The sequence below is a fragment of the Synechococcus sp. Nb3U1 genome (genome assembly GCF_021533835.1).
In the GTDB taxonomy this organism is placed as follows: domain Bacteria; phylum Cyanobacteriota; class Cyanobacteriia; order Thermostichales; family Thermostichaceae; genus Thermostichus.
The window spans coordinates 618951-640546 of sequence record NZ_JAKFYQ010000002.1; the positions used below are offsets into that span (position 1 = coordinate 618951).

General features: G+C 54.1%; 22 protein-coding genes. 13 read left to right on the top strand and 9 right to left on the bottom strand.

Features of this window, described 5'->3' with window-relative positions; genetic code table 11:
- Positions 1-28 precede the first annotated feature (28 nt).
- Entirely contained in the window at positions 29-823 is a 795-nt protein-coding gene (locus L1047_RS13465) for a Uma2 family endonuclease (protein ID WP_235279476.1), read from the top strand.
- A gap of 88 nt (positions 824-911) precedes the next feature.
- On the opposite strand, the gene L1047_RS13470 is transcribed toward L1047_RS13465, so the two are convergent.
- The 8 genes from L1047_RS13470 to L1047_RS13505 all read right to left on the bottom strand — a co-directional run bounded on the left by L1047_RS13470 (position 912) and on the right by L1047_RS13505 (position 7304).
- Positions 912-2099, bottom strand: a complete 1188-nt coding sequence (locus L1047_RS13470; protein ID WP_235279477.1) for a GNAT family N-acetyltransferase — start codon at positions 2097-2099, stop codon at positions 912-914.
- On the bottom strand, positions 2084-2272 hold the full coding sequence (locus L1047_RS13475; protein ID WP_235279478.1) for a hypothetical protein: 189 nt from the start codon (positions 2270-2272) through the stop codon (positions 2084-2086). Before L1047_RS13475 ends, L1047_RS13470 begins: the two co-directional genes overlap by 16 nt.
- A gap of 58 nt (positions 2273-2330) precedes the next feature.
- Positions 2331-3392 (bottom strand): ATP-grasp domain-containing protein, encoded by a 1062-nt coding sequence (locus tag L1047_RS13480; protein WP_235279479.1) that lies wholly within the window; start codon positions 3390-3392, stop codon positions 2331-2333.
- Positions 3393-3421: 29 nt separating this feature from the next.
- The gene (locus L1047_RS13485) at positions 3422-4153 is read right to left on the bottom strand and encodes an alpha/beta hydrolase-fold protein (protein ID WP_235279480.1); all 732 of its coding nucleotides are present in this window, start codon (positions 4151-4153) and stop codon (positions 3422-3424) included.
- A gap of 121 nt (positions 4154-4274) precedes the next feature.
- Positions 4275-4922, bottom strand: a complete 648-nt coding sequence (locus tag L1047_RS13490) for an LON peptidase substrate-binding domain-containing protein (protein WP_235279481.1) — start codon at positions 4920-4922, stop codon at positions 4275-4277.
- Positions 4923-5042: 120 nt separating this feature from the next.
- The gene (gene ruvC / locus L1047_RS13495) at positions 5043-5540 is read right to left on the bottom strand and encodes a crossover junction endodeoxyribonuclease RuvC (protein WP_268836631.1); all 498 of its coding nucleotides are present in this window, start codon (positions 5538-5540) and stop codon (positions 5043-5045) included.
- A 13-nt stretch (positions 5541-5553) separates the two neighbouring features.
- Complete coding sequence (gene pgsA / locus L1047_RS13500; protein ID WP_235279693.1) at positions 5554-6090, bottom strand: CDP-diacylglycerol--glycerol-3-phosphate 3-phosphatidyltransferase; 537 nt, start codon at positions 6088-6090, stop codon at positions 5554-5556.
- Positions 6091-6149: 59 nt separating this feature from the next.
- Complete coding sequence (locus L1047_RS13505) at positions 6150-7304, bottom strand: nucleoside hydrolase (protein WP_235279482.1); 1155 nt, start codon at positions 7302-7304, stop codon at positions 6150-6152.
- 178 nt (positions 7305-7482) lie between these two features.
- Between L1047_RS13505 and L1047_RS13510 the strand changes: the two genes are divergently transcribed.
- From L1047_RS13510 to pyrE, 12 genes are all read left to right on the top strand, one after another.
- Positions 7483-8490: a circadian clock protein KaiA gene (locus L1047_RS13510; RefSeq protein ID WP_328286073.1), complete on the top strand. Its 1008-nt coding sequence runs from the start codon at positions 7483-7485 to the stop codon at positions 8488-8490.
- A 3-nt stretch (positions 8491-8493) separates the two neighbouring features.
- The gene (gene kaiB / locus L1047_RS13515; RefSeq protein ID WP_235279484.1) at positions 8494-8802 is read left to right on the top strand and encodes a circadian clock protein KaiB; all 309 of its coding nucleotides are present in this window, start codon (positions 8494-8496) and stop codon (positions 8800-8802) included.
- Positions 8803-8920: 118 nt separating this feature from the next.
- Positions 8921-10456, top strand: coding sequence for a circadian clock protein KaiC (gene kaiC, locus L1047_RS13520; RefSeq protein WP_235279694.1), 1536 nt, complete (start codon positions 8921-8923; stop codon positions 10454-10456).
- A gap of 363 nt (positions 10457-10819) precedes the next feature.
- A complete protein-coding gene (gene pilM, locus L1047_RS13525; protein WP_235279485.1) occupies positions 10820-11977 on the top strand; it encodes a type IV pilus biogenesis protein PilM in 1158 nt (385 codons plus the stop codon).
- Between the two features lie 151 nt (positions 11978-12128).
- Complete coding sequence (locus L1047_RS13530) at positions 12129-12755, top strand: PilN domain-containing protein (protein ID WP_235279486.1); 627 nt, start codon at positions 12129-12131, stop codon at positions 12753-12755.
- Positions 12755-13462, top strand: a complete 708-nt coding sequence (locus tag L1047_RS13535; RefSeq protein WP_235279487.1) for a hypothetical protein — start codon at positions 12755-12757, stop codon at positions 13460-13462. Before L1047_RS13530 ends, L1047_RS13535 begins: the two co-directional genes overlap by 1 nt.
- Positions 13463-13888: 426 nt before the next feature.
- Entirely contained in the window at positions 13889-15991 is a 2103-nt protein-coding gene (locus L1047_RS13540) for an AMIN domain-containing protein (RefSeq protein WP_235279488.1), read from the top strand.
- Positions 15992-16070: 79 nt separating this feature from the next.
- Complete coding sequence (locus L1047_RS13545) at positions 16071-17252, top strand: Ig-like domain-containing protein (RefSeq protein ID WP_235279489.1); 1182 nt, start codon at positions 16071-16073, stop codon at positions 17250-17252.
- Positions 17253-17391: 139 nt separating this feature from the next.
- The gene (gene def / locus L1047_RS13550) at positions 17392-17925 is read left to right on the top strand and encodes a peptide deformylase (protein WP_235279490.1); all 534 of its coding nucleotides are present in this window, start codon (positions 17392-17394) and stop codon (positions 17923-17925) included.
- 11 nt (positions 17926-17936) lie between these two features.
- Complete coding sequence (locus L1047_RS13555) at positions 17937-18365, top strand: thiol-disulfide oxidoreductase DCC family protein (protein WP_235279491.1); 429 nt, start codon at positions 17937-17939, stop codon at positions 18363-18365.
- 2 nt (positions 18366-18367) lie between these two features.
- A complete protein-coding gene (locus L1047_RS13560) occupies positions 18368-19606 on the top strand; it encodes a pentapeptide repeat-containing protein (RefSeq protein ID WP_235279492.1) in 1239 nt (412 codons plus the stop codon).
- A gap of 202 nt (positions 19607-19808) precedes the next feature.
- Positions 19809-20432: an orotate phosphoribosyltransferase gene (pyrE, locus tag L1047_RS13565; protein ID WP_235279695.1), complete on the top strand. Its 624-nt coding sequence runs from the start codon at positions 19809-19811 to the stop codon at positions 20430-20432.
- A gap of 85 nt (positions 20433-20517) precedes the next feature.
- On the opposite strand, the gene L1047_RS13570 is transcribed toward pyrE, so the two are convergent.
- Positions 20518-21144: a transposase gene (locus tag L1047_RS13570; RefSeq protein ID WP_235279493.1), complete on the bottom strand. Its 627-nt coding sequence runs from the start codon at positions 21142-21144 to the stop codon at positions 20518-20520.
- Positions 21145-21596: the final 452 nt, after the last annotated feature.

Consider the following 21596-nt stretch of genomic DNA (forward strand, 5'->3'; position numbering starts at 1 on the left):
TATCTTGCCACCCTGGGTACCTTAGGCCATGACCCTCTCCCCCGTTTTGCTCACCCAATCCCCACCTCAAATTCGTTGGGAAAAGCTACCAGAAGACTTTCCGTTGCCGGATGAGCCCGTGGAAAGCACCTTACAACCGCTCTTAGCTGCTGCTCTGCGAGAACTGCTGGAACTGGCCCGGTTGATCCCTGCCCATGCCTTGATTGCTTCCAACTTCGGCCTTTGCAGCACCGTTGGGGGCAAGGTGGTGGTGAAAGCTCCTGATTGGGTCTATGTGCCCATGGTGAAACCCATCCCTGAAGGGGAGATCCGCCGCAGCTATACCCCCCACTTGGAAGGGGATCCCCCGGCGATTGTGATGGAATTTGTGTCCGAGACTGAGGGTGGCAAATACTCCATTAACCCCCACTACCCCTATGGCAAGTGGTATTTCTACGAGCGCATTTTACAAATACCTGTCTACGTGATCTTTCATCCGAAAACGGGGGAGCTGGATGTGTACCGCCTAGAGAATGGCCGCTATACCCCTGCATTAGCCGATGAAAACCAGCGCTACTGGATCCCGGAGATCGGCTTGTTTTTGGGAGTGTGGTGGGGACAAAAAGCAGAAACCAAGGCCCACTGGTTGCGTTGGTGGACTCCTGACGGGCATTTACTCCTCTGGGGGAGCGAACAGATAGATCAGGAACGACAACGCGCTGAACAGGAGCGCCTACGGGCAGAAGCAGCAGAAACAGCGCTCGAACAAGCTCGATCAGAACAACAACGCCTAGCTGCAAAATTACGGGAATTGGGGTTGGATCCTGATTCAGTAGCTGACTAAGTGATAGCTGGAGCCATTCCGAGAGGCTATTCATGCCCTCATAGAGGTTACTGATCTTCAGAGTTAGGAATGAAGACCTACTAAACATCTAATGATTAGTCAGAGTGGATAGAGAAGGCAGGATATCCTCTCGAAAGGGAACCTCATTTTGATTGACGTTTTCTAGCTCGGCCAACATGAGAGGATTAATTCGATTCAGGTAGGGTATCAATACCTGCTGTAGTCGTGGGCGGTAGAACCGATGGTAGCTATAAACGGGGGTAGCCGGAAAGCCACGGCGAATTTTATGGGATCCCCCTGCGCCGGGATCAAAGTTGTGGATCCCTTCTTGAATGGCCAGCGCAATCGGCTCGTAGTAGCAAACATTAAAATGTAGAAACTTGACCTCTTCCCGACATCCCCAGTAACGTCCAAACAAGCGATCGCCCTTACGGATACAGAAGGACATCCCCACCACCTCTGCGTCTCGTTCCCCGGCCACCAGCACCACCCGTTCCCGATAGTTGGCGTGTAACGACTCAAAAAATCGACGATTCAGGTACTTGCTCCAGTTCCAAAATTGGGCGCAAGTATTGCTGTAGAAGTCGTACATCAAAGAAAGTAGCCGAGGCGAGATGCGATCCCCTGTATAAATGTTCAGGTTTAGGCCACTTTTTTCCATGGCAGCCCGTTCCCGCTTGATGTTACGTCGTTGGTTGGCATTAAACTGACCCAAAAAGTCTTCATAAGAGCGATAGCCAGGGTTGTGCCATTGGTAATTGTGGGTAATGCGGGGAATGAATCCATCCGCTTCCAGTTGTGCCCGCCAGTCTAGATCCACGTAGAGCAAACTGAACACCGAAATATCATTCTCTCGACAAAAGCGATCGATGGCCATCAACATCAACGGCCAAAGTTCGGCTTCTAAACTTTCGGGATGAACCAGAATGCGATAGCCCGTAGCCGGAGTAAAAGGGGCCATGCCGATCAATTTTGGGTAGTAGCGTTCCCCCAGTTGGCTGGCGACTGAGGCCCACTCTTGGTCGAAAACAAATTCCCCCTGGCTGTGGCTTTTCAGATATAGCGGGGCAGCAGCGATCAACTGGCCTTCGGATTCCACCAACAGATGACAGGGCATCCAGCCGGTTTTGCGACTGGCAGATCCTGAGCTTTCCAAACTATGCAGCCATTCATATTCCAAAAAAGGAGAGGTGCGCCCCGTTTCCAGCGCTTGCCAGGCGGCGGCTGGGATCTCGCGGATATCGTGGCACCAACGCAACTTCAAACGGGTTGACATTTGCCTGCTCGGATCAGTCCGACCCGTCGTGCGATCGCTTCTGCTTGGCTGGGGAAAGGCCCCCAGTGCTCCTGCTGGTGCAAGAGGGGATCCTCAGCAGAAAGGGATAACACCTGACAGGATCCCTGCGGTTGTTTGATCACATACCATTCTGGAACAGGATCCGAAACCATGCTGCTACTCCCTCGCCTAAGATAGGACTTCCCTGACGGGGCCTATCTTCCCTTGATTTTAGTCGGGATCCCTCGGCTCGTAATAGCGGTTAGCCAGCTCTAGGGCTGCCTGAAACTTTTGCTTGCGGCTGAGATCGGATCGACGGGCGATGTGAGCGAAGGTATTGATGTCCGGGGGCAAAAAGTCAAAAGAGCGCTGTTCCTGAACAATGTCCACTACCAAGGCGCAAAGAGCCTGCTGATAATCGTTATAAAAAATTTTTCCCAGAGCCTTGAGGCGACCATCCGGCACCGGATTATTAAAATCGATTGCCTGCAACTCCCCCCGCTCATCGATGAACATCTCCACAGAGTTCATCTCATAGCCTAAGACCCGATTGATAATTTGACAGGTATCAATCACCTTTTTGCCCAGTTCTGGGCTGAGAAACTCGGGATCAAACAGATACTCACTGGCATCCATTTTGCGGAAGATATATTTGATAGGGATAATTTTACGGCCAATACATAAGGCGCGAATTTGCCAAGGATAGGGGGTTTTTACCTTCTCCTGGATCATCATCACCTGGGATCCCGAATGGTTATACAGATACAGCAGTTGATCCATATTATGGGCTAGCTCCACCCCGATTGCCTCTCGACCTTCGGCGGGTTTGATCACAATCGGCCAGCCCAGCTCTTCGGTCATGCCCTGCCAATCGAAAAATTTGTGATATTTAAAATCATCTCCCTGCAGAGCTGGAGCTTCTTTGGGGGGCAGGATGTAGGTTTTCGGGATAGAAATACCCAGATCTTTGACCACCATGTAGGCAGCATCTTTATTGCGCAGATAGTAATAGAAGCTGAAGGGATTATTGATGATGTAAACCCCCTGAAAGGCAAAGCCCATGAATAAGCCAATTGCCTGGGGATACAGGTAGCTAAACCGATCCAGGATCAGGCGATATTTAGTGCGGTAATCGAGATCGACTTCGTGGATGGTGACGTGTTCGGCGCGGATCTTATAGGTTTGGCCATTGACGGCGGAGATGGGCGGGAGCGCGTTCAGCCGTGCTACGGTGTCGTCCCCAAAAGGTTCGCTAAAATGCAGGCTGCCGATCCAGTAGTCTTCCGTCGTCATTGTTTTCCCTCCACACCTCATAGGGGATCCTACGCGAAGGCTCGGATTTGCGCTTGCCATGTGGGCCAGTCGTGATCCCCTTCCCACACCTCCAATTGATGGGGGATCCCGTTGCGGTTGAGCACCTCCGACAGCCGCAGATTATCACCGAGGCAGTGGTCGTGATGTGCGGTCAGTAACTTGAGATCCGTATTGCGCCCCCCCAGTTGATCCCACAGTTGTCGACTCATATTGGACATGTAGGCGAGCGGATTGATGAAATACAGCTCCTGCTCCGCCTGCTGGGGATCCCAGCCGGTAATGGATCCGAGGGCTGCCACATCATAAGGCCCACCCAAGGCCAAACAACGGCGTACCAGGCCCGGATGGCGACAGGCGAGATTCACTGCATGGGTTGCCCCTAGCGAAAACCCCGCTACCACCAAAAAATCATTCTGGGTTTCCTCTCGGGCATAGGGGATCAGCTCCCCCACCCAGTGTTGCTCCAGCAACAGCCATTGATCCCGCCGTTGGGGCAACTCCAGCTCACGGTTGAAAAAGGTTTCCCAGTCTAGGGTTTCCACACAAAAGGCTTGCAGGTAGCCCTGCTCCAGGTGATGGCTGAGGCTGGCGATAATGCCGCGATCCTCTAGGTCGAAGAAGCGGCCATTACTGGTGGGCAAACAGATCAGCGGGTAACCCTGATGCCCGAAGTGGAGCATTTCCATATCCCGGTTCAAGATCCGAGAGGGGAAGCGCAGGTATTGACGGGAATAGGACATGGGAACTAGAGGAGGGATCCTCTGAAGATATACCAGGCTTTGCTCACCAAGAGCAGAGTGAGATCCGCCTTGCTAGGTGAATATCCGAGCCATTCTGATCCGTTCAGGGTCAGCCACCGGCTCAGGAAATCTCCGTGAACAGATCCTTAAGGGCGGTGCGAGCGGCCAAGTGCTTACGGGTGGACTCAAGAATTTCTTCTTCCCGTCGCAGGCGGCCTTCGGTGCTGAGCATTTCCAACAGGGCCTGCTGCTCCTGCGGTGCCCCATGAAAGTGGCCGGCAATCCAGTAGGACAGCTCCGTCGGGGTGGTGGGTAATTGATCCGGCAGTTCCGTATCCCGCTCCATCAGCTTGCCCGAGAGGCGTACCACATCTTCCAGTAGGGTAGACACCTGCCGCACCAAACCTTGCAAATCAGAAGGGGTCGGCTCATCCTCGATCCACTCCACCAACCCCACCCGGAAGGGTTTTTCCCGAACGTAGTCCAGAAGGCGGAAGCGCTGCTGCCCCAGGGTCAAAATATCCATGCGATCATCCGGCAACCGCTGCACCTGCAACACCTCGGCACAACAGCCTACCCGGGCTGGGGATCCCGTCTGGGGATCGAACATGAGCACCCCAAAGCGCCGATCCGTCTCCAAAACGGTGTTGATCATCATGCGGTAGCGAGGCTCAAAAATATGCAGCGGCAGAGGGCGGCCCGGAAACAGCACCACCTCCGGCAGCGGGAACAACGGCAGCTCACGAACATCCAGTGAAGAGGAAGGCATAGCGTCTGTGCTTTTCGTTGTAATGAGTCTAGCCCATCTTCTTTACTGATCTTTACCAATATCGGAGCGGATTTTAGGACTCCATCCCGAGCGAGTTCTGGAATCTCTGTTCTGGAATCTCTAAAGAAAGCGATGGTGCCAAACGGTGAGGGCAATGGCCAGGGCATCGGCGGCATCGTCAGGGCGGGGCAAGCTCGGCAGGTTGAGTTCTCGGGCCACCGCGGTTTGGACGGCGTGTTTATCGGCGCGCCCATATCCGGTCAGGCTTTGTTTCACCTGTGCGGGCGTAAACTCCGCCGGCAACAGCTGATGCTGGGCCAAAGTGAGCAAAATCACCCCACGGGCCTGAGCCACGGCAATCGTATTGCCCATTTTGTAGAAGAAGAGTTTTTCGATCCCCACCTGTTGGGGGCGCAGTTGGTGCAGTAGCTGATCCAAATCGTTGTGCAAAGTTTGTAGGCGTTCCGGCATCGATTGTTGGCTCGAGGTGCTGATCACGCCGTAATCGACCGTTTTTAAGCCTGTGGATCCCGCCAGAATACAGCCAAAGCCCATGGTGCCCAAGCCTGGGTCAAGGCCGAGGATCAACTGATCTGCTCCAGGGGGCTGCTGGCTCAAAGGGTCGGATACTTCAGGCAGAGGTGCTCTCCTTGTCCAGTCTGGAGATGGGATCCGGCTCGGTATGGTCGTTGCGCAGATACATCAACCCTGAGAGCAAGGTCAGAACCACCGCCAGCCAAAAACAGGGGATCCCCATGGGCCACCCCGGGATCAACAGAGCGATGGCCAGGATTTGTGTCACGGTTTTTGCCTTGCCCCAGAGGTTGGCCCCGCGAATGTGGGTTTGGTTCACCCGCCAACCGGCAATAGCCAGTTCTCGACCCACAATTAGAAAGACCCCCCAGGCTGGGATCCGACCCAACTCCAGCAAACTGAGCAGAGGGGCTAACACCAGCAGCTTATCTACCAAGGGATCCAAAAACTTGCCCACATCCGTCACCAACCCATAGCGCCGCGCCAAGTAGCCATCCAGCCAGTCGGTGGCAGCCGCCAATAGGAACGCCCAAAAGGCCAATCGTTCTCCTCGCGGGGATCCCCAACTTAATCCCAGCAAAATGAACGGGATCCCGGCCAAACGCAAGAGGGTAATGGCGGTGGGCAGATTCACCCCTGCCAGTTTGGTTCCCTGGCTTGGAATGCCCTTTTCTACCTTGGCTTCGCCTGAGTTCATAGGACTCCGTCCTGCTGACGCGATTGGACTCCGTCCTGCTGACGCGATTGGACTCCGTCCCGCTGACGCGATTGGACTCCGTCCTGCTGACGCGATTGGACTCCGTCCCGCTGACGCGATTGGACTCCGTCCCGCTGACGCGATTGGACTCCGTCCCGCTGACGCGATTGGACTCCGTCCCGCTGACGCGATTGGACTCCGTCCCGCTGACGCGATTGGTAATGGCCCAATCGCTCCGTGAGCAGATCGTAAAAGCCCTGGGCATCGACCTCAAAAGCCACCTGGACATTGGCAGGCTGGCCACTGGATCCCCAGCGATCCACCACCGTGCGGCCCAAGTTGAGAGGGCTAGCGGTTTCCACTTCCACATAACAGGGCTTTGTCTGGAACAATTGGGGTTCGAGCAGATAGGCGATCACACAGGGATCATGCAAGGGCCCACCGGGCAATCCGTAGCGCTCGATGTCGAACTTGCCATAAAAGGTGAGCATGGCAGCCACCGTCTGCCCCACTTTTGTCCCCAGGGCGCGAATCCGCTCGATTCGCTCTGGGGTGCTGATCACCCGATGCGTCACATTCAATCCCAACATCACCACCTCTCGGATCCCGGCACTGAGCACCACCTGCGCTGCATGCGGATCCGTGAGGATGTTGAACTCGGCTGCCGGGGTGACATTACCCTCAAAAGCGGATCCCCCCATGAACACTAGCGTCTCAATATGATCGACAATCTGCGGCTGTTGCACCAAGGCCACTGCCAAGTTGGTCATGGGGCCGAGCAGCGCCAGGGTGACCGGCTCCGGAGCAGCCATCAAAGTTTGGATGAGATACTGCACTCCATGAGCGGATCCCAGGGGCATTTTCGGCTCCGGCAGATCGGCCCCATCGATCCCAGTTTTGCCATGCACATGTTCGGCAGTTTCCAAAGGGCGCAACAGCGGACGCGGACAGCCAGCATAGACCCCCATCTCAGGATGACCCGCCAATTCACAAATACGCCGGGCATTGTCGCTGGTTTGTTGCACCGAAACATTCCCGGCCACCGTCGTGATGCCGAGCAGTTCCAACTCCGGCGAAGCCATGGCCAACAACAGCGCCACAGCATCATCTTGGCCAGGGTCACAATCGACAATCAACGGGCGTCGCGCCATAGGGATCCCAGCAATAGTTCAACCCTTAGTGTAGGCGGCAATTGCCGAGACCACCCTACGGGATCCTGACCACGGCAGCGCTGTCAGATCTCACAGGTTTCCCAACCCCAATTCCCTGACTCACAGGGATCCCGCCCAGATTTACAATATAAAGAGATACCCCACCTTTTGCTCCTCGTTGAACCCCAGTACACAGCCACTGCGTATCTGTCTGCTGCAAGCCTGGGATCCACTCGATGGGGAACCATTGGTTTGTGAATCAATCTTGCCGCCCCAACGCTTTGCCAGCGAGACTTTCCGCGAGCCAGACCTGTTCCTCAAGCACTTACACCAGCAAAATGGCAGCATCGACTGCTTGGTATTGCTGGTGGATCCGGTTCGACTGGAGCAACTAGAGCGCATCGGCAACCAACTGTGCGAATGGGGGCTGCTCTTGCCCACGGTGTTGGTGCTGGTTTTAGAGTCCTCAGAGCCCGAGCCTAGCCCAGAAGAAACCTGCCCTCAGCGCGGACGCGCCCAAGCTCTGCCGAGAACCCCTCATGCTGCCGCCGTCAATGCCCTCCTCAAACGGGAGCAATTTTTCTACCACAACGCTACCTTGGTGCGCTCCCTGGCGCCGCGAGACCTGCTGATGCATACCAATGGCATTTCTCCCCTGGAGTTATTGATTGAGCGGGCCATCGCCCTATTTTTACAAGTTTCCCCCACCTGTGGTCTACCGCAAGGCCAAGTACGCCCGAAAGAACAAGCCTACCTGACCTACAGCAACCAGCAACAGCAGCATCTGGCGGAAAAATTGCGGGAACGGCTGGGCTATGCCGGAGTGTATTATCATCGTGACCCCACTTTGTTCTATCGACGCCTGCCTGAACCGGAACGGCGGGCCTTGATGCAGCGGCTACGGGGTCTGTACCAAACCATCGTCCTCGAATATTTTCAGTCCCCAGAAACCGCCAATGCCCGCATCGATGAACTGGTGGCGCTGGCCTTTTTTGCCGATATTGGCGCTGCCCAACTGTTGGAGCTGCACATGGGCTTGATGGAAGATTTTGCCAAACAACTGAAATTGGAGGGCCGCAATGAGGAGATCCTGCTGGACTATCGCATTACCCTGATCGATGTGATGGCCCACCTGAGCGAAATGTACCGCCGCTCCATTCCCAAACCCGCGCCGAGGGATCCCTGAATCATGTCTGCCGAAACTCGCAAAGCCTACGTTCTCAAGCTCTACGTGGCGGGCAACACCCCCAACTCCCTGCGTGCCCTCAATACCCTGCAAGATATTTTGGAAAAAGAGTTTCGTGGCGTGTATAGCCTCAAGGTGATCGACGTCTTGAAAAATCCGCAGCTGGCAGAGGAGGATAAGATCTTGGCAACGCCGACTTTGGCCAAAATCCTGCCGCCACCGGTGCGCAAGATCATTGGCGATCTGTCGAACCGCGAGAAAGTGCTGATTGGCCTAGACCTGCTCTACGAAGAATTGGACGCAGAGGCTTGAACCACGCTACGGGAGTGAGGAGAGTGGAATGAATCAGCCATTTGGATCTGCTGAGCCAGAAAAGCCACAGGATAACCTATCAGAACCAGCCACCGAGACCGCTAAACCGAGCCGCCGCATGGGGCTTTCGCAGCCGCGCGGGATCCCGAAAAAACCCACGGGCATTGAGGGCTTCGATGACATTAGCCACGATGGCTTACCCTTGGGCCGCACCACCTTGGTCAGTGGCACCTCCGGCACCGGCAAAACCCTGTTCGCCATTCAATTCCTCTACAACGGCATCATTCAATATCAAGAGCCGGGCATCTTCGTCACCTTTGAGGAAACCCCCATCGATATTATTCGTAACGCCTCCAGTTTTGGCTGGGATCTACAGGCGTTGATCGACAAGGGGCAACTGTTTATTCTCGATGCCTCCCCCGACCCAGAAGGCTACGAAGTGAGTGGCAACTTCGATCTGTCTGCCCTGATCGAGCGCATTCAGTACGCCATCCGCAAGTACAAAGCCAAACGGGTATCCATTGACTCGGTCACCGCCATCTTTCAGCAATACGACCCTGCCGGCATAGTCCGGCGAGAACTGTTTCGCCTCACCGCCCGCCTCAAGCAGACCAACGTCACCACTGTCATGACCACAGAGCGCACCGACGAGTACGGGCCGATTGCTCGCTTTGGAGTGGAAGAATTTGTCTCCGATAACGTTGTGGTTTTGCGCAACATCCTGGAAGGGGAAAAGCGGCGGCGTACCATCGAGATCTTGAAACTGCGGGGCACCACCCACATGAAGGGGGAATACCCCTTCACCATCACCAACGACGGCATCAACATCTTCCCCTTGGGGGCCATGCAACTGACGCAGCGCTCCTCCAATGTGCGGGTATCTTCCGGCATCGAAAAGCTAGACGAAATGTGCGGGGGCGGCTTCTTCAAAGATTCGATTATCCTGGCCACCGGCGCCACCGGCACCGGCAAAACCTCGCTGGTGAGCAAGTTTCTCGAGCGGGGCTGCCTGGATGGGGAACGCTGCATTCTCTTTGCCTACGAAGAATCGCGGGCCCAGCTTTCTCGCAACGCTTCCTCCTGGGGCATCGACCTAGAAGAGTTCGAGCGGCAGGGTTTACTGAAGATCATCTGCGCCTATCCCGAGTCCGCCGGCCTAGAAGATCACCTACAGAAGATCAAAACCGAAATGATGGGGTTCAGCCCATCCCGCATCGCCATCGATTCCCTTTCGGCTCTGGCACGGGGGGTGAGCCAAAACGCCTTTCGTCAGTTTGTAATCGGGGTGACCGGCCTGGCCAAACAAGAAGAAATCACCGGCTTTTTCACCAACACCACCGACCAATTCATGGGATCCCATTCCATCACCGAATCCCACATCTCCACCATCACTGACACGATCATCCTGCTGCAGTACGTAGAGATCCGGGGCGAGATGGCCCGCGCCCTCAATGTCTTCAAAATGCGCGGCTCCTGGCACGATAAAGGCATCCGCGAATACTTGATCTCCAACACTGGCATCCAAATCCGCGACTCCTTCCGGGGCTACGAGCGCATCATCAGCGGATCCCCGACCCGCATTAACGTGGATGAGAAAAACGAGCTCTCCCGCATTGTGCAGAATGTTCAGGCTCTTGACGAAGACGGGTTTTAAACAGGCACTGAGTCCTATCGCTCCAGCAGGAGGCTTTATGGCCCCCATCCCACTTCTGAAAAAGCTGAAATGGCCTGCTCAAGCCGGGAAGCGTTGAATTTGGAAGGATCAGCGAAACAGCTTCTTGGAGAACACCGCAGTTGGGGAAGATAATTACTGGCAGGAGCAGGGAAAGGATGCCTCAGCTAATGAGGGACATAAGAGGGACATAATGAGATACACAGTGGATTCTGCTCTGAAACGAGCAAACCCTGATCCGCGCAGGACTTGAACGGGATCCCTGGCAAACATGGATCGGCTAACACAGACATTTCCCGACAGTCAATGGCGAATCGGTGGTAACCCCCGAATAAATTGGGTAGTATGCGTCTAGCAGTGGCGCAAAGGGCGGTATTTCCCGGAGTGTTTAGCTTTCTCGGCGGTTCCAAAACCCAAACCATGCTTGGGGTGGATATCAACCCTGAGCGCATCGCGGTCGCCCAACTGAAAAAGCAGGGCAATGGTCGCTATCGTCTGGCCCACTACCACAGTGTGGAAATGCCAGAAGGAGCGATGATCGAAGGGCGCATCCTCGATCCGGGCACGATTGGCTTAGCCCTCATGAATTTGCTGAACGAGAACAAAGTTCCTACCAACTTGCCGACAGCGACAGCAGTGCCTGTGCGAGAAGCGATTGTCCGTTTAATTCGCTTGCCGGCTGACCTGCCCGCAGATGAGTTGCGTCGGGTGGTACTAGAGCAAGAAGCTGAGCTGTACATCCCCTACCCTCGAGACCAAGCGGATGTAGATTACCAGCCCTTGGGCCTGGATCTTTCCCAGGACGGCATCGAACGTATCGAAGTGTTGTTGGTGGCCATTCCCAAAGAGGTGGTAGACAACTACTTAGAGGTGCTACGGGCGGCCAACCTGAAGGTGCGCTGTGTGGAGCTAGCTAGCTTTTCTCTGATTCGCACCATCCGCGAACAACTGACCCAATACGGCCCCCAAGAGGCGGTGTTGCTCAGCTCGATCGGCTACGAGAGCAGCGAGATCAGCATTTTGGTGAACGGGATCCCGCAATTTACCCGCACCGTTAATATTGGTACCATTCACATGCGGCAGGTCTTGGCCCAGTCCCTGAACTTGCCGATTAGCCGCACTGGCGATCTATTGCAGTCTCTGAAGCTACCCCTGATCAGCCCAACGGATGTGTTATCTACCGGAGAGCAGCCCATTACTGGTAACCCTGGTGTAACAGCAGTCATGCGGGTTATCTCCGATTTAGCGGATGAGATCAAGCGCTCCATTGACTTTTTCATCAATACAGAAAGCAGCGCTCCAGTCATAAAGGTGCTCCTGGCTGGCCCTGGAGCCAGCATTGGGCAAATTGATGGGTTCCTATCTCAGTCGTTGAGCATGGCGGTGGAATTGGCGGATCCCTTCGGGAACATTACCGTGCCGGATTCTTTAGAGCTGCCCTTAGAGGAACGCCCCGCCATGGGAGTAGCCCTGGGGTTGTCTCTACGGGAGTACAACAAGTAGAGCTAGCGGCCTATGGGTCAGCACAGATTACCGAGATAGATCACTGATGCAATAGTGCGCAAGGCGGTCAGGAAAGATGTACACACCGGATATTAACTTCCTTAAAGAAAGACCTGATGTCATCGACACATCTCGGACAGATGGAGGGAAAGTGCCTGGGCCTGGGGGGGGATCCCAGAACTGGATCCCGGCCATTGGCCTTGGGGCGGTGGCGGCGGCGGTGGCAATTGGGGCTTTTCTGTATTTCCAAGACAGCTTCAGCCGTCAGTTGCAAACCCTGCAAGCGGAGCAAACCCGGCTCAACAACGAATTGAGTACGGCTAATGCGGAGTTGGCCCGTCTACAGGCTCTTGACCAAGAGCTGCAAACCATTCGTGCCCAAACGGAAGGATTCCGCTCGTTCTTGGGATCTGTCCAACCTTGGTCGGCTATTCTAGAAGACTTCCGCCGTAGGGTTCCAGGTCAAGGGGTATGGATAACGGGTGTGAGTGCCTCCGGAGATACCCTCAACGTGCAGGGGGGGGCGATGGATTTTGCCCAAGTAAATGATTTCTTGCTCACCCTATTGGATTCGGATTTTGTCACGGGTGCTGTGATCAACCGCAGCGAGCGTATCGATGGCACGGATACCACCGAACCCAGTGTCAACTATGGTCTGACTGTGACGGTTCGCACCCTAGGGGATCCCGATCCAGAATTTACCCGTGAATTGGAGTTGCGGGGTGCCACTGGTTTGGTCGAGAAGATTAGAATTTTGCGCCAAGTGGAGGCGAACTAATGGCCGGACAATACCCAGTAGACAGTTATTACGATGAACAGGTTGTGGCGGCTCCGGCGGGCCCCCCAGTTTTGTTGGGAATAGAGCTGACCCCGATTCGGATTGGGTTGCTGATTGGGGCCTTGGGCATTGGTACAGCGGGGGTTTTGGCCTTTACCCAACTGCGCCCACTGATTGAGCAAGTACAAGCCGTGGAAGAGGATGTAGCCAACAAAACCACGCAACTGCAAGGGGTACAGGGTCAGATTGCCAGCCTACAGGATGTCCCCAATCAGATCGAGAGGGCTCGCGTGGAGCAGCGACAGATCAGTGCGTTGCTCTCGACTCCTGAGAATGCCGACACCCAGTTACTTGACTTAAATCGTCTGGTTCAAGGACGAATTGGCAGCGAGTTGCGCAGCTTTAACCCCTCTCCGTTAGGGCCAGCTTCTTCGGCGAATCCCGAGGTTCCAGCCATTATTGCTCCGGCCATCCAGGTGCAAACCACCCGTGTCAGCCTACGTGGCCCTTACACAGACGTAATCAACCTGATGGGGGATGTAGAGCGGTTGCGGACGCTGTTCCGGGTCAGCAATATCACATTGCAACCTATCCCTGATACCGGTGAGTTGAACAGTTCATTCGACCTAATTGCCTACATCTACAATAGTGAGATTCCTCTGGGCACTGCTCCAGCTCCTGCAGGAGGAGAAACACCGACTCCTTAGCCCCCAACAGGGTTACAGCCCTTTCTCTGGTCACCTAGCCCAGCAAATCTTACCAATCAGTTGCTCATCGCGCCAGCAGGCCGGAGGCCTTGCAGGGGACGCAAGCGCAGGCATCGTCACAGGAAACCCCGTGAAAGAGCTGTAATTGCTGACTTGGCCTAGCCGTTTGTAACTGGCAAAGGGATCCTGCGGCGGCGGGATCCCTTTTTGATGGATGGATAAAGGGTAGGAGAAAATTGGCGACAAAGCACAGGTAGCGTTGCTTAATCGAAGATCCAGGAAAAATTTTCTGTGAACTAGCTACAGATAGTGGCAAATGCCAATATTTCGGGTTTGATTAGGGAAGCACTGGGTGAACGAGTCAGAGGAGCACCCGTGGTGAGGTTAAGCAAGAACACGGTAGGGCGAACTGAGTGAGGTGTGAGGATGATGAACCGTCGAGTAGCTTATGGGTGTGCATTGAGCTTGATCCTGTCATTGCCCATGTTGGCTATGGAAAGTCGGATCGATGAAGTTGTAGCTCAACAGTTGACCTCCGCAAATCCCCAAAGCATCAGCCGTATCAAGGATATCCGCTTGGTGGCCAATGGCAACCGCATGAAACTCGAGATTGATACAGTGGGGGGAACTCGCCCGCAGGTGTTCTTTACCCAGCAAGGCCAGTCTTGGATCGGCGATATCACCAATGCTCAATTGGATATGGGTTCAGGTAGCTATCGCGAAGAGTCGCCGTTGCCGGGGGTGAGCTTTATCGAAGCCAAGCAAGTGGGCAGTGACAGTGTGCGGGTGCAAATTGCAGGCACGTCAGCAGCTCCCCAAGGACTATTGGCTCAGCGCAGCCCTACCCAATTGGTTTTCGACTTTGAAGGATTGCCCTCTGCTCAAGTGGCAGCTGCTCCGGGTCAAGCAACAATACCAGTCATGGCTCCCCAAGCTCCTGTTGCTCAACCGCCCGCGCCTCAACCTATTCAACCCATTGCCCAGAGTCCCGCCCAAACACCTCCTCAGCCCCCTGTCAGCGCTCCTGCAGCTCCTGCCTCGCCGATAATTTCTCAGGTGCCCTCAGTAGGGCAGTTGAACCAACCGCAATTGCCCCCAGGCGCTATTGATACTAATGCTTCTCAATTTCAGGGTAGAGCAATGGCTCCTCCAGCAGGAGATCTGGCTGTCGGAAGCATTATTCCTGCTCCACCTCCAATCGATTTAGGATCCAATGCCAACATTACACTGACCTTAAAAGATGCTCCAGTTGGAGATGTGTTGAGTCTATTGGTACGTCGAGCTGGATTAAATGTGGTTCTGAATGACATACCTCCTGATATGACTATTTCTCTAGATGTGGCAGACTCGCCTCTACAGGAAACCTTTAACTTCATTTTGCGACTGAAAGAGCTTCAGGCCTCTCGCTCAGGTCAGACTGTATTTATCGGCAGTGCTCTGCCTGGAGTTGGTCAGCAGATTGTAAAAACATATCGTTTGAATCAATTAAGAATAGAAGAGACGGAACAAACTTTTGACCTTAATGCTTCAGGTACAGCTGGAGGAGGAGGAACTGTAGAAATCAATGCTACACAATTAAGCATCACCCCCAGTGCAATCAGAGATAGAATCCAAGGAATTTTAGAAGCATCGAACATACCTTTAACTCAACCGTCAGCGATCCAGGCAGACCCAAGAACAAATTCACTAACTATTGTTGCCACACCTACACAACATGATGTGATTGCGGCTTATCTTGCCCAAATTGATTTGAGAAGTCGCCAGGTTTTAATTAGTGCCAGATTCATTGAGGTTAACCTCAATAATGGTTCTGATCTAGGAGTTGCACTGGGTAGTGCCTCTGGCAACTTTGCTCTAGGATCTGGAGACAACACCAACTTTGGTGGAACCCCTCTTAACCAACCCGCAGGATCTTCAGTTCCTAACGTTGGTGTTGTTCCTGCCTCAGGAACTGGGGGCTCGCTTGTGTTTAACACCCTAAATCGGTTGCAACAATCCCTAGCAGCACGCATAGATGCAGCTATTTCTTCAGGGACAGCTAAGACATTAGCTGATCCAAAGGTAATCGTTGCTAATAATACTGGTGCAGCTATTATAGTTGGCCAAGAAGTTATAACTAACAGGAGATTGCAAACAGATCCTGCTACTGGTACATCGACCGTCGTCTTTGAAAAAGGAAATGCAGGAGTTAACTTGATTATTCAAAACGTCAGAATTGATGACAATGGATATATAACATTGAATCTTCTCCCTCAGATTTCCTCTATTGACAGTCAAATTACGCTTTCTGATGGAACTGTGATTAGCTTGCTAAATCAGCGCTCTGTCGGAACCTTGCAAACTAGACTTAAAGATCGAGAAACACTGTTCGTTGGAGGGTTAATACAAGAGGAGGATCGTGTATCCGTGGATAAAGTTCCACTTCTTTCCGAGATTCCTCTGCTTGGTTCTCTTTTCCGTAGACAAAGCACGACCAATAATAGAAGTGAGGTTGTTGTTTTGATTACCCCATTTATCTTGGAAGAATAGAAGAAATATGAGTTTTTACTTGATTTTTCTTAGAGATCGATCTTAGAGATTGAGTAGATCATGAGTGATTTGTGAATCAATGCTGAGGCTAGACTCTCGCTATCGATTATGGATTAAGCTGGGATCCTTGCTGCTCAGCTTTGGGCTGGCTTTTGGATTGGCATGGGCTGGGTTGGGTTGGACTCAGCCTCAGAAATTATCTTTATCGGTACAAGGGCAGAGTTATCCGCAACTGGTAGAACAGGCTCGTCCTTTGGTTTGGCAAGCCTTGGGGCAACAGTTTCAGGCGCAATCGCAAGCGGAGCAAGTGACTCTAGAGGTGCTGGGACAAGCCGGGGAGCAGCAAGTACCCCTATTCACGGTGCGTATGCCCCGCAGTGCTTGGCAGCAAAACCTGTCTCCCTCTCAACTGGAACAATACAGCACGTTTTATCCAGATGCCTTGGCTCTTTTGCAGCCTCGTGCCCCTGTGCAGCAAGCTCAACTGGAATTTACAGCTCCTCCTCCAACGGGCATTTCTCTGGTTTCTAGCACTCCTTCTCCTGGTCAAAGAGGGATCCCGATTGATCAACGCATTCATCTGCGTTTTGATCAGCAGCTCCCAGCAGGCCTAACCAGTTTGGCTTTTGGTATTCAGCCGCCTCTCGAAGTCGCTTTTGACATTCAAGGCAATGATCTGATTTTTCAGCCGTTACAATTGCTCAGCTACAGCACCGATTACAAGGTTTTGTTGCCTGCTTCTGGGGAGCTGGATTTGCAAAAACCCGTAGAGCTAACCTTCCGCACGGAACCTCAGTACACCTATCAGCGGGATATTAAACCCTTGCTAGAAGCTAGTTGCGTGGGTTGTCATCAGCAGGCGGGTCGGATGCGACGCAGCTTGTTGGATAGCTATACAGCGGTGATGCGTTATGTGACACCCGGTTCGGCAACCAGTGAGTTGCTGAAACCCCGCTGGTTAGCGCGTCATGCTGTCATTCAACGGGCGGCAGGGATCCCTTTGAATGGAGGGGGAACAACGACGGTAGATGCCTTGAGCTTATTGTCAGAAGGAGAAGGAGGGGCTGAACCAACACCAACTGCTGACCCACAGGGGGAATCTCCGGGATCTTTTATCGGGCGCAGTGGATCCCCGGAATTGGCTTACATTCGCCGCAACGGTACTAGTGTGGATCGTCTAGGCCACCTTAGCCCTCACGAAATTCAGATATTGCGTACCTGGATTATTCAGGATCAGGCTGCTGAGACCTTCTCGGGATAGAAAGAACTGCAGGTCGTGTCGAGATCATCCTCCTCAGGCCATGAGCCAGGAATCGAGCATTGGGTTGAAGGAGGCCCCCCCGGCTTCTAGCCCTAGGGAGGATGTCAGAATGGGGATAGCTTGTCCTACGGTTGTTCACATGACCTTTAGCCTACGCCAGATAGGGGATCCGATCCTGACTCAGGTGGCAGAGCCGGTAACGGAGTTTCGGGATCCCGGCCTACAACACTTGATCGAGATCATGTTGAGCACCTTGAAGACCTCCAGCGGGGTGGGGTTAGCCGCTCCTCAGGTGGGATCCTCGCTGCAGGTGATCCTCGTTGCTTCGCGCCCAACCTTGCGCTACCCGGAGGCTCCGCAGATGGAACCTTTGGTGATGATCAACCCTCGTCCCTTGGCGGCTAGCCCCGAGCAGGTGCTGGGGTGGGAGGGCTGTTTGAGTGTACCGGATCAGCGGGGGCTGGTGGCCCGTTCCCGGGAGGTGGAAGTGGAGTACTACACCCCGCAGGGATCCCGGCAAAGGGTGGCGTGGCAGGACTTTCCGGCGCGGATTTTCCAGCATGAATACGATCATCTGATCGGTCAAGTGTTTTTGCAGCGGCATCCGCAGCAATTGCTCTCGGAAGCTGAGTATCAAGCGCAAATTTTGGGGCAACCCGCAACCGCTGCTTGAGGAGGCCGAGCATGCCGTATTTGGTCATTTACGATGGGCTGTGCAACCTCTGTGCCAACGGGGTCAAGTTTTTGGAGCAGCTGGATCGCGGGCAACGGTTTTGTTATGCCCCCATGCAAGAGACGTCCACCTTGGCTGAATGGGGGATCCAACCGGCAGACGTTGAGCTGGGCATGATTCTGATCAACCTGGAGCAGCCCGCTCAAAGGTGGCAGGGATCTGCAGCAGCGGAGAAGATCGCAGAACTGCTGCCCGGTGGAGACCTGTGGCTTTTTCTGTACCGAGGTATCCCGGGCTTGAAAACCTTGGGGGATCGGGGCTACGAACAAATCCGCGATCACCGCTACGAGTGGTTTGGCCGCCGCGACGCCCTTTACTCATCTGCCTACCCCGTCTGTGCTCACTGTCAGGATCGGGATCCCGTTTCCACATCAGACTGAACATGCTTCATTTGACCCAGCAACTGCTGCATCGCTATGCCCAGGGGGAGCGAGATTTCAAGCGATTGGACTTGAGCCAAGCAGGTTTGCGGGGAGCCGATCTGCACGAGATCAACCTGAGCGGAGCCGATCTTTCGGGGCTACGTCTGTGCGAGGCTGTGCTCTACCGGGCTGTTTTGGTGGGAACCACCCTCTGGGAAGCCAACCTGCGCCAGGCAAACCTGCAACAGGCTAATCTCTGTCGGGCTAATTTACGTCAAGCTAACCTGTGGCGAGCCCATTTGAGTCGTGCCGATTTGAGCAGTGCCCGCTTGAGTGGAGCCATCCTTTGCTGTGCCGATCTCAGCTACAGCCGCCTGGAGGGATCCCATCTGCAGGGGGCGGATTTACAGCAGGCCAACCTCAGCCATGCCGATTTGGGTAACGCCAATTTGCGCCAGGCCCATCTCAGAGGGGCTGATCTCAGCTATGCCCGTCTCACGGGTGCCGATTTGCATCAGGCCGATCTGACTGGAGCAGACTTACAGGGATCTCTGCTGCGGGGCGCTCACCTGACCCCAGAAACCCAAATAGCCGAGAAATGGCGACAGGTATGGCAAATAGTTAACCAGGATCGAGAAGTGCAACATCTGGTGGGAAAGGATCTGGCCGGGGCCAACCTGCACGGGGTCTATCTCCACTCTGCTCAACTGGATCGGGCCACCCTCACCGCAACGGACTTTAGCGGAGCCATTCTCCACACCACCTCCTTGCAAGGGGCTGACCTGAGACAAGCTCGCCTACTTCAAGTGGATCTGGAGGGATCCGATCTGCGCGGGGCCAACCTCGCCCATGCCGATTTACGCGGCGCTAACCTACGTGGATGCCACCTGGAGGGGGCCGACCTTACCGGATCCGATCTGCGGGGCGCTGACCTGGGACAAGCTATTTTGCGGGGCACTACCCTTGATACGCAAACCCAACTGGACGGCAAATCGAGGCAAGTATGGCGCATTCTCAATCGACCGCGTACCCTTTGGTCATTGCCCCAAGCCAATCTCGCGGATGTCTATTTGCGCCGCGCCTATTTGCGGCAAGCCAATCTCGCTGGGGCGGATCTGCGAGCCAGTGACCTGCGGGAGGCAGATCTAGAGGAAGCTAATTTAAGCCAAACTGACCTGCGGGGCACCAATCTGCGGGGGGCCAACCTGAGTGGGGCGCAACTGAAGGGATCCCTGTTTGACGAGTACACCATTCTTTAGCTTTACGGTGGGTGAACCGCAGGTCGTTCCCAGCCCGCACTCTATCTGAATTGGGTTTGCTCAATACCACTCTCTAGAGCTAACCGGAGCGCCGAACAGCCACAAGCTGCCGGTTGTGGTTACAGAGAGTCAATCGGCCTGGATCTGATGGATAATGGGATGCCCATCTTTGCGGGCAACCGGGTTTTTCGGGATCCCTGCTGTGTTGTTATTGGATCGCTCTCCCCTCACCTTTTCCCCTGATGAAGCGCGGGAGAAATTGCTGTATCTGCTCACCCAATTGGCCTATCGCGAGGGATCCTTTACCCTCACCTCCGGGCGACAGAGCGATTACTACATTAACTGCAAACCCGTCACCCTGCACCCGCAAGGAGCCTATTTGGTGGGATCCCTGTTGCACGGGCTGTTGCCCCCCGAAACCGAAGCAGTGGCAGGGATGACGTTGGGAGCCGATCCGATTTTGACGGCAGTGGGTTTGGCCTCTTTACAGCGGCAGCCGGCAAATCTACCCGCATTGATCGTGCGCAAGCAAGCCAAAGGGCACGGTACCCAAGCCTGGCTAGAGGGGCCACAACTGTCTCCAGGAACTCGCATCTGGGTTTTGGAGGATGTGGTCACCACCGGTGGATCGGCTCTCAAGGCAGTGGAACGGGTGCGGGAAGCAGGTTATCGGGCGGAAGGGATCCTCACCTTGGTGGATCGTTTGGAGGGGGCGGAGGCCTGCTACCAAGAGGTTGGCATCCCGTTTCGGCGCTTGCTGACCATCGCGGAAATTCGCGCCTACTACCGAGCATTGTCCAACCCAGCAGGCCATGATCCCTGTTAAGCTCTACTTGGTGTTGAGCCGGCCAATCCAACAGGCTGACATCCTACCGACGCTGTTGCTACGCATACAGCGCTGGGTTCCTCTTTCATCCAGCCGACTTGCCCAAACCAATGGCTTGATTCAGATAGGGGCCGTTCTGTCCAGAGGCGTTGATTTCCGTATGCCCTACGGTATTTATTCCAGCCAATTTTAATCCCTTCTGCAAAATGTTCCACGCTGCATTCTCATCTCTGCATCTGACAGAGCCGCAGTGGGGACAAACATGAGTGCGGGTGCTGAGCGTTTTGTGAACGGGCTGTTTGCAGTCGAAGCAATCAATCGTGGTGTTCTGGGGTGGAACAGGTTGCTGCACTTTGCCAAAGATTTGAGCGTAGTATTTCACCCAGTCCACAAACAAACTCCAGGCTGCATCGCTAATCGATTTAGCCAAGTGATGATTGCGAACCATGTTCTGCACCTGTAAATTTTCGTAGGCAATGAAGTCGCTAGACATCACCAACGCACGGGCTTGTTTCACAGGCCAGTCTTGACGCTGCCGACTTACTTTCAGGTGTTGTCGTCCCAGACGATTGATTGCTTTTCTGCCATTCTTAGATCCTTTCTGCTTCTTAGAGACTCGACGCTGCAAACGTTTCAGCTTGCGCTCCGATTTCCTCAAGAACTTAGGATTTTCTACCTCAGTTCCATCGGTTGCCTTGTAGAAATACTTCAATCCCAGGTCAATACCAACGGCTTTACCTGTGGGATGAATGGTTCCTTACTCGCCTGTCTCGCCATCGAATTAAGCTTACCTGCCCATTCAAATTCCTTGGCCAATACCGCACAGAGTTTGGAGAGATCGTACTGATTTACCCCTTTGATATCCATCCGGTGGCGCAAACACCTGTTACGAATGAATTGAGCCGTTCTAATCCCATCGTCAAGTGCTGCAAACTGAATTGGATTCCCCCTGAGCTTGGTTTCCAGAACGCTCATGAGCGACAAGACTTGAATCTTATGAGCTTACTTATGAGCTTACTTATGAGCTTATTTCACCATAACCGGGAGAACCAATGTATGTCCGATAGATTATTGTCCGGCTTCGTACCTACGCCGGACTCGCATTTATCCCAACACTATGCCTCCGGCAGGCTACGCCAGAGTGCGGGCCTTCTGCTGCATGTG

Excerpts from the sequence above, each read along its gene's own strand:
- L1047_RS13465 (WP_235279476.1), top strand. The coding sequence starts at position 29 with ATGACCCTCTCCCCCGTTTTGCTCACCCAATCCCCACCTCAAATTCGT.
- L1047_RS13555 (WP_235279491.1), top strand. The coding sequence starts at position 17,937 with ATGCCGTATTTGGTCATTTACGATGGGCTGTGCAACCTCTGTGCCAAC.
- L1047_RS13540 (WP_235279488.1), top strand. The coding sequence starts at position 13,889 with ATGATGAACCGTCGAGTAGCTTATGGGTGTGCATTGAGCTTGATCCTG.
- pilM (WP_235279485.1), top strand. The coding sequence starts at position 10,820 with ATGCGTCTAGCAGTGGCGCAAAGGGCGGTATTTCCCGGAGTGTTTAGC.
- L1047_RS13480 (WP_235279479.1), bottom strand. The coding sequence starts at position 3,392 with ATGACGACGGAAGACTACTGGATCGGCAGCCTGCATTTTAGCGAACCT.
- L1047_RS13475 (WP_235279478.1), bottom strand. The coding sequence starts at position 2,272 with ATGGTTTCGGATCCTGTTCCAGAATGGTATGTGATCAAACAACCGCAG.
- L1047_RS13505 (WP_235279482.1), bottom strand. The coding sequence starts at position 7,304 with ATGGCGCGACGCCCGTTGATTGTCGATTGTGACCCTGGCCAAGATGAT.
- L1047_RS13545 (WP_235279489.1), top strand. The coding sequence starts at position 16,071 with ATGCTGAGGCTAGACTCTCGCTATCGATTATGGATTAAGCTGGGATCC.
- L1047_RS13535 (WP_235279487.1), top strand. The coding sequence starts at position 12,755 with ATGGCCGGACAATACCCAGTAGACAGTTATTACGATGAACAGGTTGTG.
- kaiC (WP_235279694.1), top strand. The coding sequence starts at position 8,921 with ATGGGGCTTTCGCAGCCGCGCGGGATCCCGAAAAAACCCACGGGCATT.
- L1047_RS13490 (WP_235279481.1), bottom strand. The coding sequence starts at position 4,922 with ATGCCTTCCTCTTCACTGGATGTTCGTGAGCTGCCGTTGTTCCCGCTG.
- L1047_RS13560 (WP_235279492.1), top strand. The coding sequence starts at position 18,368 with ATGCTTCATTTGACCCAGCAACTGCTGCATCGCTATGCCCAGGGGGAG.
- L1047_RS13485 (WP_235279480.1), bottom strand. The coding sequence starts at position 4,153 with ATGTCCTATTCCCGTCAATACCTGCGCTTCCCCTCTCGGATCTTGAAC.
- L1047_RS13470 (WP_235279477.1), bottom strand. The coding sequence starts at position 2,099 with ATGTCAACCCGTTTGAAGTTGCGTTGGTGCCACGATATCCGCGAGATC.
- kaiB (WP_235279484.1), top strand. The coding sequence starts at position 8,494 with ATGTCTGCCGAAACTCGCAAAGCCTACGTTCTCAAGCTCTACGTGGCG.
- def (WP_235279490.1), top strand. The coding sequence starts at position 17,392 with ATGACCTTTAGCCTACGCCAGATAGGGGATCCGATCCTGACTCAGGTG.